The organism is Mesorhizobium sp. M0478, from assembly GCF_040321305.1.
GTDB lineage: Bacteria > Pseudomonadota > Alphaproteobacteria > Rhizobiales > Rhizobiaceae > Mesorhizobium.
In genome coordinates this window covers 141,138-153,056 of the sequence record NZ_JAMYRH010000016.1, presented here as the reverse complement: position 1 = coordinate 153,056, position 11,919 = coordinate 141,138, and the positions used below count along the sequence as shown (strand labels likewise).

14 protein-coding genes are annotated in these 11,919 nt (G+C 63.6%); 7 read left to right on the top strand and 7 right to left on the bottom strand.

Annotated features, from left to right (window positions below; genetic code table 11):
• Window positions 1-113 precede the first annotated feature (113 nt).
• On the top strand, window positions 114-1,328 hold the full coding sequence (locus NKI64_RS28420; RefSeq protein ID WP_023682419.1) for an AI-2E family transporter: 1,215 nt from the start codon (window positions 114-116) through the stop codon (window positions 1,326-1,328).
• Here NKI64_RS28420 and NKI64_RS28415 read toward each other — a convergent pair.
• The 3 genes from NKI64_RS28415 to NKI64_RS28405 all read right to left on the bottom strand — a co-directional run bounded on the left by NKI64_RS28415 (window position 1,316) and on the right by NKI64_RS28405 (window position 3,707).
• Window positions 1,316-2,212: a DMT family transporter gene (locus NKI64_RS28415; RefSeq protein ID WP_352650193.1), complete on the bottom strand. Its 897-nt coding sequence runs from the start codon at window positions 2,210-2,212 to the stop codon at window positions 1,316-1,318. The genes NKI64_RS28420 and NKI64_RS28415 overlap by 13 nt on opposite strands.
• A 120-nt stretch (window positions 2,213-2,332) precedes the next feature.
• Window positions 2,333-3,097: an arginyltransferase gene (locus tag NKI64_RS28410; RefSeq protein WP_023682417.1), complete on the bottom strand. Its 765-nt coding sequence runs from the start codon at window positions 3,095-3,097 to the stop codon at window positions 2,333-2,335.
• 139 nt (window positions 3,098-3,236) lie between these two features.
• Complete coding sequence (locus tag NKI64_RS28405; RefSeq protein ID WP_023673020.1) at window positions 3,237-3,707, bottom strand: RDD family protein; 471 nt, start codon at window positions 3,705-3,707, stop codon at window positions 3,237-3,239.
• 190 nt (window positions 3,708-3,897) lie between these two features.
• Between NKI64_RS28405 and sthA the strand changes: the two genes are divergently transcribed.
• A complete protein-coding gene (sthA, locus tag NKI64_RS28400) occupies window positions 3,898-5,286 on the top strand; it encodes a Si-specific NAD(P)(+) transhydrogenase (protein WP_023682415.1) in 1,389 nt (462 codons plus the stop codon).
• A gap of 57 nt (window positions 5,287-5,343) precedes the next feature.
• Here the strand turns inward: sthA and NKI64_RS28395 are convergent, their stop codons facing one another.
• Window positions 5,344-6,015, bottom strand: a complete 672-nt coding sequence (locus tag NKI64_RS28395) for an alpha/beta hydrolase (RefSeq protein WP_245263482.1) — start codon at window positions 6,013-6,015, stop codon at window positions 5,344-5,346.
• A 217-nt stretch (window positions 6,016-6,232) separates the two neighbouring features.
• Here NKI64_RS28395 and NKI64_RS28390 point away from each other — a divergent pair, with 217 nt between their 5' ends.
• Window positions 6,233-7,426, top strand: a complete 1,194-nt coding sequence (locus tag NKI64_RS28390) for an OpgC family protein (protein WP_023753661.1) — start codon at window positions 6,233-6,235, stop codon at window positions 7,424-7,426.
• Window positions 7,427-7,441: 15 nt separating this feature from the next.
• Here NKI64_RS28390 and NKI64_RS28385 read toward each other — a convergent pair whose 3' ends face one another.
• Window positions 7,442-8,524 (bottom strand): LacI family DNA-binding transcriptional regulator, encoded by a 1,083-nt coding sequence (locus NKI64_RS28385; RefSeq protein WP_023753660.1) that lies wholly within the window; start codon window positions 8,522-8,524, stop codon window positions 7,442-7,444.
• Window positions 8,525-8,670: 146 nt separating this feature from the next.
• Between NKI64_RS28385 and NKI64_RS28380 the strand changes: the two genes are divergently transcribed.
• Complete coding sequence (locus NKI64_RS28380; RefSeq protein ID WP_023673015.1) at window positions 8,671-8,814, top strand: hypothetical protein; 144 nt, start codon at window positions 8,671-8,673, stop codon at window positions 8,812-8,814.
• 63 nt (window positions 8,815-8,877) lie between these two features.
• Window positions 8,878-9,021: a hypothetical protein gene (locus tag NKI64_RS28375; RefSeq protein WP_023673014.1), complete on the top strand. Its 144-nt coding sequence runs from the start codon at window positions 8,878-8,880 to the stop codon at window positions 9,019-9,021.
• 39 nt (window positions 9,022-9,060) lie between these two features.
• On the opposite strand, the gene NKI64_RS28370 is transcribed toward NKI64_RS28375, so the two are convergent.
• Window positions 9,061-9,435 (bottom strand): DUF423 domain-containing protein, encoded by a 375-nt coding sequence (locus NKI64_RS28370; protein ID WP_023673013.1) that lies wholly within the window; start codon window positions 9,433-9,435, stop codon window positions 9,061-9,063.
• A 43-nt stretch (window positions 9,436-9,478) separates the two neighbouring features.
• On the bottom strand, window positions 9,479-10,744 hold the full coding sequence (locus NKI64_RS28365) for a multidrug efflux MFS transporter (RefSeq protein WP_023693244.1): 1,266 nt from the start codon (window positions 10,742-10,744) through the stop codon (window positions 9,479-9,481).
• A gap of 150 nt (window positions 10,745-10,894) precedes the next feature.
• On the opposite strand from NKI64_RS28365, the gene NKI64_RS28360 reads away from it, so the two are divergent.
• Entirely contained in the window at window positions 10,895-11,560 is a 666-nt protein-coding gene (locus NKI64_RS28360) for a GntR family transcriptional regulator (RefSeq protein ID WP_023730845.1), read from the top strand.
• 109 nt (window positions 11,561-11,669) lie between these two features.
• Complete coding sequence (locus NKI64_RS28355; protein ID WP_245259900.1) at window positions 11,670-11,903, top strand: DUF982 domain-containing protein; 234 nt, start codon at window positions 11,670-11,672, stop codon at window positions 11,901-11,903.
• The last annotated feature ends 16 nt before the right edge of the window (window positions 11,904-11,919 follow it).

The following is an 11,919-nucleotide window of genomic DNA, read 5'->3' as shown; positions in this document are numbered from 1 at the left end:
ATCTCCCCCACAAGGGGGGAGATTGGCAGCTTCACCAACCATTTGGACTATCGTCACTATTGCGGCACTATAACAGTGCATAAACGCTGTGTAGGCCGGGGAGAATTGACCGTTTGAAGGAAGCGAAGATCCAGAAGCCGGAACGTCAGCAGCGCCTGTTCGGCCTGTCGACACCGTTGCGATCCGCCGTCATTCCGCCGCTGTCGGCGGCGCGCTGGCTGTTGGTGCTGATCGTTGCTGCCGGCGTCTATTTCTTCCACGGCTTCCTGTTTCCCGTGCTGGCAGCCCTCGTCATCGCTTTTGCCAGCTGGCCACTCTACCGCCGGCTGCTTGCCGGTGTCGGCGGCAACCGCACCGTCGCCGCGACGCTCGCCATCCTGTTCATCCTTGCCTTCCTGGTGGTGCCGATAGCGCTCGCCGGCACCTACGCCATCAACGAGGTCCGCGAATGGGTGGGCTGGGCGATCGAGACCAACAGGCACGGCGCGGTCACACCGCACTGGATCACCTCGCTGCCTGTCGTCGGCGAGTGGCTGAACGAACAGTGGATCGACAATTTCGGCCATCCCGGCGGCATCGGCGAGCTGATCCAGCTGGTCAGCGGCGCCAATATCGGCAGCATCTATCGCGGCGTGCTGGCTGCCGGCGGCAGCGCCTTCGGCCTGTTGCTGACGCTGCTGTTCATGATGATCGCGCTGTTCTTCGCCTACCGCGACGGCGAACACTTTGCCAGCCAGATCGACCGGCTCGGCGAACGCATCCTGCCGACGCGCTGGGAGCGGATTTCGCGCGTGGTGCCGGCGACCATTTCCTCGACCGTTACCGGAATGACCGTGATCGCCATCGGCGAGGGGCTGGTGCTGGGCATCGCCTACTGGCTGGCCGGGGTGCCCTCGCCGGTGACGCTCGGCGCACTCACCGGCGTCATGGCGCTGATCCCCGGTGGCGCGCCGCTGTCGTTTACGCTGGTATCGATCTACCTCGCCGCCAGCGGCTCGCCGATGGCGGGTCTGGCGCTGTTCATCTGGGGCGCGGTGGAGCTGTTCATCGTCGACAAGACCTTGCGCCCGAAGCTGGTCGGCGGACCGATCAAATTGCCCTTCCTGCCCACCTTTTTCGGCCTGATCGGCGGCGTCAAGACGATGGGCTTTCTCGGCCTGTTCATCGGCCCCGTGCTGATGGCGCTGCTGGTGGCGATATGGCGCGAATGGCTGCGCGAGGTGGAACTGGCCGAAGACACCGTTCCCGACGCGGCGGCCGAGCTCGAAGGCGGGCCGCCGCAGATCGAGATTGTCGCCGGCCCGGCGAAGAAAAGTCAGGCTGGGTAAGCGACGGCGAGCGCTGCCCGGCGCTTGCGCCCTTCATGCAACTGCCACAGGGAATGGGCAACCAGCGTGACGATCAGGATCACGCCGCCGATCAAGCTGTTGCGCGACGGCGTCTCGGCAAAGATCATCCATATCCAGACCGGCGCCAGAACCGTTTCCAGGAGATAGAACATCGCCACTTCCGGGCCTGAAATGTATTTCGGCCCGTTGGCTAGGCAGAAGAAGGCGAACGGCATGATGACGGCGCCGTTGAAAACGATCCACCATGGCGCCTCCACCTGAAAACCGGTCTTGGAGACCATGAGCGCCGCCAGCCCGAACGGCAGCAGGACGCCGGTCAGCGCGGTGAATCCCATATCCCTGCCGCTGGCGCGTGAAACGGTGATGGCGCAGGCAATCGCCAAGGCCGAACACAGCGCCATCACATCGCCGAACAGATTTCCCGTGCCGACGGAATCGCCGACGATGATCGCGATGCCGACGATCATCAGCGCCATTGCCGCAAGCGTCAGCGGCTTTGGTCGCTCCTTCAGGAACAGCCACGACAGCAGCGCCGAGAACATGGTGGAGAAGGCCAGGATGAAAACCAGATTGGCGGTCGAGGTGTTGTAGACGGCAGTGATGAAGGCGATTGCGCCGAGCCCGTAGAGGGTGGCGACGACGAGCCCCGACCAGCCGGGTATCAGCTGCGGAGCATTCTTGCTGAACGAGCGCCAGATGGCCCATACGATCAGCCCTGCCACGAAGGTGCAGCCGGTGCGCAGCAAAAGGATCGTCCAGGCTTCGCCATGGGCGAGCCGGATCAGGGGAATGTCGATGGTCAGCGCCAGCCCGCCAAGCGCGGTGAGCAGAAGTCCTTTGGTGTGGGCATTGTGAGAGGACATGCAACGGCTTTCGCAATGAGTTGAGCAGATGCCGGTCGGCGCAATCGCCCCGCCAACGGGCGGAAGACCAGCATCGTCTCGGCTGAAAATGTTTAGATCAGGATCTGGTAAGAAGAAAAATCAGCGCGTGACCGCTTCGTGGTCGTAGCGTTCCCAGCCCTTCGGGCCGAGATGCTCCTGCGGCATGAAGCGCATCTTATAGTTCATCTTGCGCGAGCCGTTGACCCAGTAGCCGAGATAGACGTGGGGCAAGCCCATGGCCCGGGCGCGGGCGATATGGTCGAGGATCATGAAGGTGCCGAGCGAGCGATCCTCGAACTCGGGATTGAAGTAAGAATAGACCATCGACAGGCCATCGGCCATCTTGTCGGTCAGCGCCACGGCGATCAGCTCGCCCTGGCCCTTGCCGGTGATGAATGTGTCGGGGCCGCGGCGCCGGTATTCGATCACCTTGGTGTCGACATGGGTATCCTCGACCATCATGGCGTAGTCGAGCACCGTCATGTCGGACATGCCGCCGCGGCGATGGCGAGCGTCGAGATAGCCGCGAAACAGCGAATACTGCTCGGTCGACGGCTGCGCGTCGTGCATGGCGCCGATCAGATCGGAATTGCGCTGGATCACCCGCTTCATGTTGCGGCTGGCGGTGAACTCCTGCGCCAGGATACGCACCGAGACGCAGGCGCGGCAGGTCTCGCAGGCGGGACGGTAAGCGATGTTCTGCGAGCGCCGGAAACCGCCTTGCGTCAACAGATCGTTCATCTCCGGCGCCTTGTCGCCGACCAGATGCGTGAACACCTTGCGTTCGAACTGGCCCTCGAGATACGGGCACGGCGATGGCGCGGTCAGGAAGAACTGCGGCGACTGGGTCGGATGGTGCGTCATCGAACCTTGGGAACACTCCTGCGAATCGCTCTACCTTTGGCTTGGCTGGCGAAAAATTCAACAGGATTGTGAAGGCGGGGTTGAACGGACCCCTTCACATTTGCGCACAAATGCCTGTTGGCGTCGGTTGGACGCCGGTTCAACGGTCGCTGCGGCTGACGACCGTGCCAAGCAGCAGGTCGTGCAGTGTGCGCTTGCGATCGGAAAACAGCGTCACCAGGAGGACGAGCGGCGTCAGGATGACCGTGCTCGCCCAGAACAGCACCGAATGGACAACGGCGGTGAGGCCGTCGATACGGCTGCCGTCGAGACGATCGAGCCGAATGCCCATCATCTTCATGCCTGATGTGGCCTGGTTGCGACCGCCCAGCGTGTTCCAGATGTAGAGAATGGCGACCGCCGGCACGAGGATGGAATACAGCGCCCAGCCAAGACCGAATGTCAAAAGGCCAAGCACGGCCACCAGGATCGCGAACGGAATGGTGAGCAGCGCCACGATGCAATAGTCGATTATGAAGGCCAGGATGCGCCGCGTGCGCACACCGTCATAGGCCCTGACGTCGTCGAGCCTGCTGGTGATGATTTCGCCGTCAAGTACGCGCGCGTTCATGTCATGTCCTCGTAACAGGCGCCACGCTAGGGTGCGCCGCCACTGAAATGGTGAAGACCGCGGGCGGAATCAAGATCGGTTCGTCCATCGGTCCGGGTCGGCAGTGTGGCGCGGTTGAGCCGATTGAATTTGGTGGACGGATGGCGTTAGCTTGCTGCGGCGCAACAAGACGCCGAGGGGACGGGGTTACATGGATTACGACATGCTGGTCATCGGCAGCGGCCCTTCCGGGCGCCGCGCCGCGGTGCAATCGGCAAAGCTCGGCAAATCGGTGCTGGTGGTCGACAGGGGCCGGCGCCTCGGCGGCGTCTCGGTGCACACCGGCACCATCCCGTCGAAGACGCTGCGCGAGACGGTGCTGAACCTGTCCGGCTGGCGCGAGCGGGGCTTTTACGGCCGCGGCTACCGGGTCAAGCAGGACATCTCCATCGCCGACCTGGTCGAGCGGCTGCACAAGACGCTCGACCACGAGGTCGAGGTGCTGCAGCACCAGTTTATGCGCAACGCCGTCAAAAGCGTCCGCGCCATGGCGAAATTCGTCGGCCCAAACAAGGTCAGCCTGACGGCAGACAATGGCGACTACTCGGAGGTTGGTTTCACCAATGCGCTGATCGCGGTCGGCACCAGGCCGCACCGGCCGCGCGACGTGCCTTTCGACAAGATCCGCGTCTTCGACAGCGATGAGATGCTGGAACTCGACCATCTGCCGCGCACGCTGACGGTGATCGGCGCCGGCGTCATCGGCGTTGAATATGCGACGATCTTTTCGGCGCTCGACGTACCGGTGACGCTGGTGGAGCCGCGCAACACCATCCTCGATTTCGTCGACCGCGAGATCGTCGACGACTTCATCCACCAGATGCGCGACCGCGGCATGACCATTCGCCTCGGCAGTACGGTCAAGGAAATCGTCTCAAAACCCGACTATGCCGAAGTGACGCTCGCCGATGGCCGCACCATCCGCTCCGAGATCGTGCTTTACGCCGCCGGCCGCAGCGGCAATCTCGGCAGCCTCGGCCTCGACGTGGTCGGCATCGAGGCCGATTCCCGGGGCCGCATCAAGGTCGATCCGCAGACCTTCCAGACCAGTGCGCCCAACATCTATGCCACCGGCGACGTCATCGGTTTCCCCAGCCTTGCCTCGACATCGATGGAGCAAGGCAGGGTGGCCGCCTGCCACGCCTTCGGCGTGCAACTGCCACCGCCGCCGGAAACCTTCCCCTATGGCATCTACGCCGTGCCGGAAATCTCCACCGTTGGTCAGTCGGAGGAGCAGGTGCGCGAGAGCGGCGCTGCTTATGAAGTCGGTCTGGCGCGGTTCCGCGAAACCTCGCGCGGCCACATCATGGGCGTCAACTCCGGCTTTCTGAAGCTGCTGTTCTCGGTCGAAACGCGCCGCCTGCTCGGCGCCCACATCGTCGGCGAAGGCGCCACCGAACTGATCCATATCGGCCAGGCGGTGATCAACCTCGGCGGCACGGTTGATTTCTTCGTCAACAACACCTTCAACTATCCGACGCTGGCCGAAGCCTACAAGATCGCCGGGCTCGATGCTTGGAACCGGATGGGACAGGGCTAGGCGACGAGCATCTGCTCAGCTGTTCCGCCGGGCGCCGATGCGGTCTACCAAGGTCTCCTAGCCTGCCTGGCGTGCGGCCAATGCTGGTCCCGCAAGCCACTGCCGGACGATGGCGGCATCCGGGTCGCCGATTTCGTGACCTGAAGGCACGATGCGCGCATCGACCTCGGCGCCATGTTTGTTGAGCAGCGTCACCAGTGGCGGCGCAAACGGCCCGTAGGTCTCATCGGCGGCACCGGCGACAATCAGGACGCGCGTTGCGGTCAGATTGGTTGCCGGCGCATCGTCAAGCACGGGCATTGCTCTCAGCAACGCCGCTTTTCGGACGAGGCCGGAGTTGAGCAGCATCAGGCTGGAAACCAGATTGGCGCCGTTGGAATAGCCGAGGAAAGTCGCCCGGGCGAGGTCGAGCCCGTGGCGCTTTGCGGCCTCGCTTGCGAAGGCGGCAAAGTACGATGTTTCGGCACGGATGCTCGCCTGTTCGAAACTGGTCGGCGTGATCCGCTCGAACCAGCGGAAGCCGTCTTCTTGGCGGATGCGGCCACGCACCGCGACCAGCGTGGCGTTGGGGGCGATCTGCCTCGCAATCGGCACCATCGTCGTTTCGTCGACACCCGATCCGTGCAGTAAAAACAGGCTCTCGCCGCCGGCATTCTCCGGCTTGAGAAGGCGGTAGGGAAAGGCCAGATCCTGATGCAGAAAGGCGTTCTCGTCGCTATATCGATGCACGCTCATATCTCATTGATTTCACGGAGACATTGGTCCTTTGCCAGCTTCAAAACGGAATATTTTCACGCTCCGCGAAATGTGATTGCAACAGGCTAATTTCAGACCGTTTCTGCGCCGATATGCTCCCTGCGGGAGGAATCGAAGCGGTGTGCGCCGATGGTCGCATCCCGGCATGAACAACGCGAGCACCCTTGCTCTCCTTTGAGGCCTTTTGTCGATGACCCTGCCAGTTCCGCCCGATCGCGCCCCGCGTATCGCCGATCGCGACACGCGCATTGACGTGTTCCGTGCGCTCGCACTCCTGACCATCTATATCGACCACGTGCCGGGCACCGTCTTCGAAACGCTGACCTACAAGAATTTCGGATTCTCGGACGCGGCGGAAGCCTTCGTGCTGATCTCCGGCATGTCGGTCGCACTCGCCTATGGCAACAAGTTCCAGCCGGGCGGCCGGCTGCTGGCGATGTTGAAGATGTGGCGCCGGGCCGGCGTGCTTTACAGTGCCCACATCGTCACCACCATGGTTGTGATGGCGTTGTTCTGCGCCGCGGCGGTGTACGGCCGGCGGCCGGAACTGCTCAAGCTGATCAACATCGAGCCGCTGATGAAGAACACGCCGGAGGTCATGATCGGCATTGTCACGCTCGGCCACCAGCTTGGCTACAACAACATTTTGCCGGTCTATGCGGCGCTGCTGTTGATGGCGCCGTTTTTCCTGCTCTTCGTCAGCTACCGGCCGCTCCCGGCGCTGGTCTTTTCCGGCGCGCTGTGGCTTGCCGCCGGCCTCTGGCAGATCGCGCCGCCGAACTATCCCGAGCCCGGCTTCTGGTTCCTCAACCCGCTGTCCTGGCAATTCCTGTTCAACATCGGCCTTGCCGGCATGCTGCATGTCAGGCGCGGCGGCACAATTCCCGTCAATCGTTGGCTGGTGGGCGCCGCGGCGACCTATGTCGCGGCAGCGGCGGTCTGGGTGCACAGCCCGCTCTGGGGCGAGATAACGTGGTTTAACCTGCCCGTGGTGATCGGCGGCTTCGACAAGACGTTCCTGTCGCTGCCGCGGCTCCTGCACATATTGGCGGTGAGCTATCTGATCGTCGCCCTGCCGGCTTTCTCGAACCTGTTCCGTCTCAGCCCGGATCATCCGCTAGCGCTGCTCGGCAAGCGCTCCTTGCCGGTGTTCCTCGCCGGCACGCTGATCGCCATGGCGGCGCAGGTGATGAAGCTGATCAATCCGGGCGGCTTTGCCTATGACGCCTTGCTGATTTCGGCCGGCATCGCCATGCAATTCGTGCTCGCCTTCTATCTTGAGTGGCTGTCCGGCATCGGCTCGAGCAAAAAGCCGGTTCGCAAAGAAGCGCCAGCCGTTCACCAGACCTTCGGCATGCCCGCGATGCCAAGGCTAAGCCGATGATCCCACATCAGCCGCCTAGCCAGCAGGCGAGGGGCCGGACGACCCCCGCACCACGAGATCGACCGGCAGCAATTGCCGGTGCTGCGAGCCGTCATTTTCGAGGATCGCCTTGACGGCCAGGCGTCCCATCTCGGCGATCGGCTGGGCGACGGTGGTTAGTGGCGGCTCGGAGTCGGCGCCTTCCGGCACGCCGTCGAAGCCGACGATGGACACATCGCCCGGCACGGCAATGTTACGCTCGCGCAGCCAGTCGAGCGCATGCAGCGCAATCTTGTCCGACATGGCCAGGATTGCCGTCGGCGTCTGCGGCAGCGCGAAAATATGATCGAGGCCGGCCCGCACGCTCGCCTCGTCATTGAGGGTTTCGTAGATTGGCACTTGCGAGACGTCGATGCCGAAGCGGGAGAGCTCGCCGAAATAGCCACGCAGACGGTCGCGTGTGCCCGAGTAGAGGGATGTCGTCTCGACTTGCTCCTGCGTGACGGGACCAAAGCCAGCGTCGGCAGATTCCAGGGCGAGTACGGCAAAGCTGCGATGGCCGAACTCGGCCAGATGGCGCGCCGCCAGACCCGCGCCGGCGACGTTGTCGACGCCGATCGCAGCGACCGCCTCATTTTCCGAATCGAGATCAAGCGCCACGAAAGGCAGTTTGCGTTCGCGCGCCAGTTCGACCAGCCGCGACCCACCCTCGATGCAGAACACGATGAAGCCGTCGACCAGGGCGCTCTGGATGTTCCAGGCGAGCTGCTCGCTGTTGGCGGCCGAGACCAGCGAAATTCCGGCGCCGGTGGCGTCGCAGGCCTGCGAAATGCTGGCCATCATGACGCGGGCAAAGGGATCGTCGAAGAAATAGGACAATGGTTCTGCCGTTGCCACGCCGATGGCGTTGACCTTGCCGGCGCGCAGCAGCCGGCCCTTGGGATCCGGGCCGGCATAGCCCATCGCTTCCGCCGCCGCCTTGACCCGCTCGCGGACCTCTTCGCGCACGATTTCCGGGCGAGCGAACACGTTGGACGCGGTACCGTGCGAGACCCCGGCCGCCTTGGCGATGTCGGCAAGCCGCACTGGTCTCGTCTTGCCGGAGGTCAATGCCGTCATTTTCGTCTCCTGAACCGGAGCCTGTTTAGCACTTTCGTTGGATCGGTTCAAATTTTCCCTTGATCGGACGGCGGAGAGGGTCTATATTTGAATCGATCCAAGGGATTCACCAAGTATAACTTGGATCGATTCAAGAGGAGGGTGCCATGCATCCCGTGAATTATCTGTTCGAAGACATCTACGGCAATGATTGGGGCATAGTCTCCGACGCCGCCACCCGCAGGCGCCGCGACAAGGTCGGGCCGTGGAGGCGTGACCTGCAATACCTTGTGAAACGCAAGCGCAGCTGATCGGCCCCGGCATTTTCGTGCCAGCTGATTGGATCGATTCAAGTTCTTAAAGAGGAGACGAACATGCATCCCGTGAAGCATCTGTTCGAAGACATTTATCGCAATTACTGGGGTATCTCGCCTGCCACGGAGCAGCCGGAAAGGCGGCGGCCGACCAAGTCTGCCAAGCGCAACCGCGACCTGCTGCCGCAAAACCGGCAGGATTAAGCCTCGTGTGATATCTGATGGGACAGGGTTCTTGGCTCGTCAGGACCGTTGCCGCACGAGCGCCGAGGCCGCGATCACCAGCCAGCCCGCGATGAGCAAGGTGCCGCCGATCGGCGCCGACATCGGGAACAGCCGCGATCCCACGAAATCCCGTGCCAGCAGATCGCCGCAGAACAGAACAAGCCCGACGAGCAGCACCAGGCTGCCGATCCGCAAGATCCGGTTTGCGCCGGCGAGGCCGACGGCCAAAAACACCGGCGCATGCATGAGCAGGAAGGATGCGGCCGTGCCGACGAAGGCGCCGCCGAGATGCGCTGATGCCGCCGACAGCGCCACGCCCGCCGCGCCGGCAATGCCGCCGGCGAAAACGAGGATGCGCGCGCTGTTTGCTGGTGCTGACTCGGCGATGCTCATGTCTCGGGCTCCGTGATTGACGATAGGCGGCGCGACCTGTCTGTCAGGATTTTTCCGATATCGCCAGCATGTCGCGCGTGCGGCGCGCCTGGGCCAGCCAATTATACGCGGCACCGCCCGCCATCAGCAACGACGTGCCGAGAAACACCGCGCGCATGCCGAAATGGCCGCCGACGAAGCCGCCCAGCAGCGGCCCCGCAACCTGGCCGACATATTGCGCCGAGATTGCCAGGCCCAGCACATTGCCGCCGACCCCATCGGGAACATTGTGGCGGATGACGCTGGTGATGCAGGGCAACAGCCCGCCCAGCACCAGACCCATAAGGAACCGCAGCCCGACCAACTGCCAGCTCTCGGTGACGAAGGCCTGCGGTATCAACAGCAGCGCCGAGACGGCCAGCGATGCGACGATGACGTTCCAGTGGCCGATGCGGTCGGCGAGTTTGCCCAGCCGTGACGCCGACAGGATGGCGCCCAGCGCCGCCGCCGACATGACGACACCTGAGACCAGGGTCACCCGGCTTGCCTCCGCGACCAGTTGCTGGACGTAAACGGTGATGATCGGCTCGATCGACATGTTGGCGAAGGTGAACAGCATGCCGGTCGCCAGCATGGCCACGACAGGGCGTTTGTCGGGGATCTGCGCCCAACTTCCCTTTGGTTTCTCCTCGCGTTTTGCCTGTACTGGCGGGCGAGGCATCTCCTTTATCAGGAACGTCGTCGCCAGCGCCGCCAGGAAAATGACGCCGCCCGCGATGAGGAAGGTGGCGCGAATACCGATCAATGGCGGCAGCGCGCCGCCAAGCAACGGGCCGACCAGGGAGCCTGCGGTGATGCCGGCCGACAGCACGCCAAGCGCCCAGCCGGAGCGCTCCTTCGGCGTCTGCATGGCGACAAGGATCGTCGAGCCTGAGGAATAACCGCCGGCAAAGCCGATCAACAGGCGCAAAAGCACCAATTGCCAGACGGTCTGCACCATGCCGGTCAGCGACATGCAGATCGCCATGCCGAAACTGGCACGCACCAGCATCACCTTGCGGCCATAACGGTCACCCAGCCGTCCCCACAGTGGCGCGACAAGGGCGGCGGCAAGGAAGGTGGCGCCGAAAGCGATGCCGGACCATTGCACGATCGCCGCGTGGCCCACGGCGCCCAGCTGTTCGACATAGAGCGGCAGGAACGGCAGCAGCAACGTCATCGCCACAAGCGTGCTGAACGATCCGGCAAAGCACACGAACAGGTTGCGCCGCCAATGAATGTTGTAGGTGGAAGGCGCTTCGGCGGCCCGCGCTGCACTGTCCTGCGGCATGTCCTGTCCTGTCCGCTTGCTGCGAATACCATTTTGGGATACCAAGTTGGTACCCTCATGGACGCAAAGCCCGGCTGCTGTCAATCAGGCGCTCTCAATGTGATCGGCAAGACCAACGGGCAAGGCCGATCGCCAGCAATGGAAGCAACTATGTCGCAGATGCACATCGTCGAAAAAGCGCTTCGCGAGATGATCCTTGGCCTCGAGGTCGGTCCTGGCGAGCGGCTGACGGAGCGCTGGATCGAGAGCCGCTTCGGCGCCTCGCGCACGCCGGTCAGGGCAGCCCTGCTGCGGCTGGAGACGGAAGGGCTGATCTGCCGCGACGGGCGCGGTTGGACCGTGTCGCCGATCAACCTTGCCGAACTGGAACAGATCGCGGTGTACCGCGAAGCCGTCGAGGTCGCGGCGGTCAGGCTGACTTCGGCGCTGGCCGACAGGAGCGCAGCCGATGTCATCAAGGCGATGCTGGACTCCTGCGACACTGCCACGCCGCGCGAGGAATGGCACCGCGTCGGCATGGATTTCCATATCGAACTGGCGCGGCTCTCCGGCAACGAGTTCCTGTTCCGGGCCGTGCGCGATGCCATGACGCGCCTGTCGCGGGCGCGCTGGCTGGAGGTGCGCGACGAGGCAGCGCTCGGCCGCGCCTGGAGCGAGCATCACGCCATTCTGGCAGCGGTGCGGGCCGGCGATGCCGATGCGGCGGCGGCGCGACTTTCCGCCCATATCGCCGGCAGCCGCGCCCGCCTGGTGACGTCGCTGCACAATGACCGGCGCGGCCTGCGCGCCAGGGGTTTTGCCGTCGTCGCCGCTTGATACCGGTCACGAAAACGAAAGAACGCCGTCGCGATCCGCTTTCGGCCTCGCTTCGCGGACGCCGATGGCGTAAGAGGCGGCCATGGAAAACAACCGATTTGAAACACCCGTGACCGTTAAGTCGGGCACGGAGGGAAGCACTCAGCTCTTACGTACGGTGCGCGAGGCTTCCGATTACCTGCTCAACAGCTGGCCCGGCAAGCGCAGCCCCAAGCACCGCGAAGCGCTGCAGGCCTGCCATGACGCGCTGGCCGGCGACAAGCCGGCGATGATTGCAAGACGCGCCTTCATCGCCGCCGCGCGCGAGGTCAACGTCTTCGTCAGCGACAAGGCCCCGGCCTGATCACATCGGCCTGATC

Excerpts from the sequence above, each read along its gene's own strand:
- NKI64_RS28385 (WP_023753660.1), bottom strand. The coding sequence starts at position 8,524 with ATGACGGCATTGACCTCCGGCAAGACGAGACCAGTGCGGCTTGCCGAC.
- NKI64_RS28375 (WP_023673014.1), top strand. The coding sequence starts at position 8,878 with ATGCATCCCGTGAAGCATCTGTTCGAAGACATTTATCGCAATTACTGG.
- NKI64_RS28370 (WP_023673013.1), bottom strand. The coding sequence starts at position 9,435 with ATGAGCATCGCCGAGTCAGCACCAGCAAACAGCGCGCGCATCCTCGTT.
- sthA (WP_023682415.1), top strand. The coding sequence starts at position 3,898 with ATGGATTACGACATGCTGGTCATCGGCAGCGGCCCTTCCGGGCGCCGC.
- NKI64_RS28360 (WP_023730845.1), top strand. The coding sequence starts at position 10,895 with ATGTCGCAGATGCACATCGTCGAAAAAGCGCTTCGCGAGATGATCCTT.
- NKI64_RS28365 (WP_023693244.1), bottom strand. The coding sequence starts at position 10,744 with ATGCCGCAGGACAGTGCAGCGCGGGCCGCCGAAGCGCCTTCCACCTAC.
- NKI64_RS28405 (WP_023673020.1), bottom strand. The coding sequence starts at position 3,707 with ATGAACGCGCGCGTACTTGACGGCGAAATCATCACCAGCAGGCTCGAC.
- NKI64_RS28380 (WP_023673015.1), top strand. The coding sequence starts at position 8,671 with ATGCATCCCGTGAATTATCTGTTCGAAGACATCTACGGCAATGATTGG.
- NKI64_RS28390 (WP_023753661.1), top strand. The coding sequence starts at position 6,233 with ATGACCCTGCCAGTTCCGCCCGATCGCGCCCCGCGTATCGCCGATCGC.
- NKI64_RS28415 (WP_352650193.1), bottom strand. The coding sequence starts at position 2,212 with ATGTCCTCTCACAATGCCCACACCAAAGGACTTCTGCTCACCGCGCTT.
- NKI64_RS28410 (WP_023682417.1), bottom strand. The coding sequence starts at position 3,097 with ATGACGCACCATCCGACCCAGTCGCCGCAGTTCTTCCTGACCGCGCCA.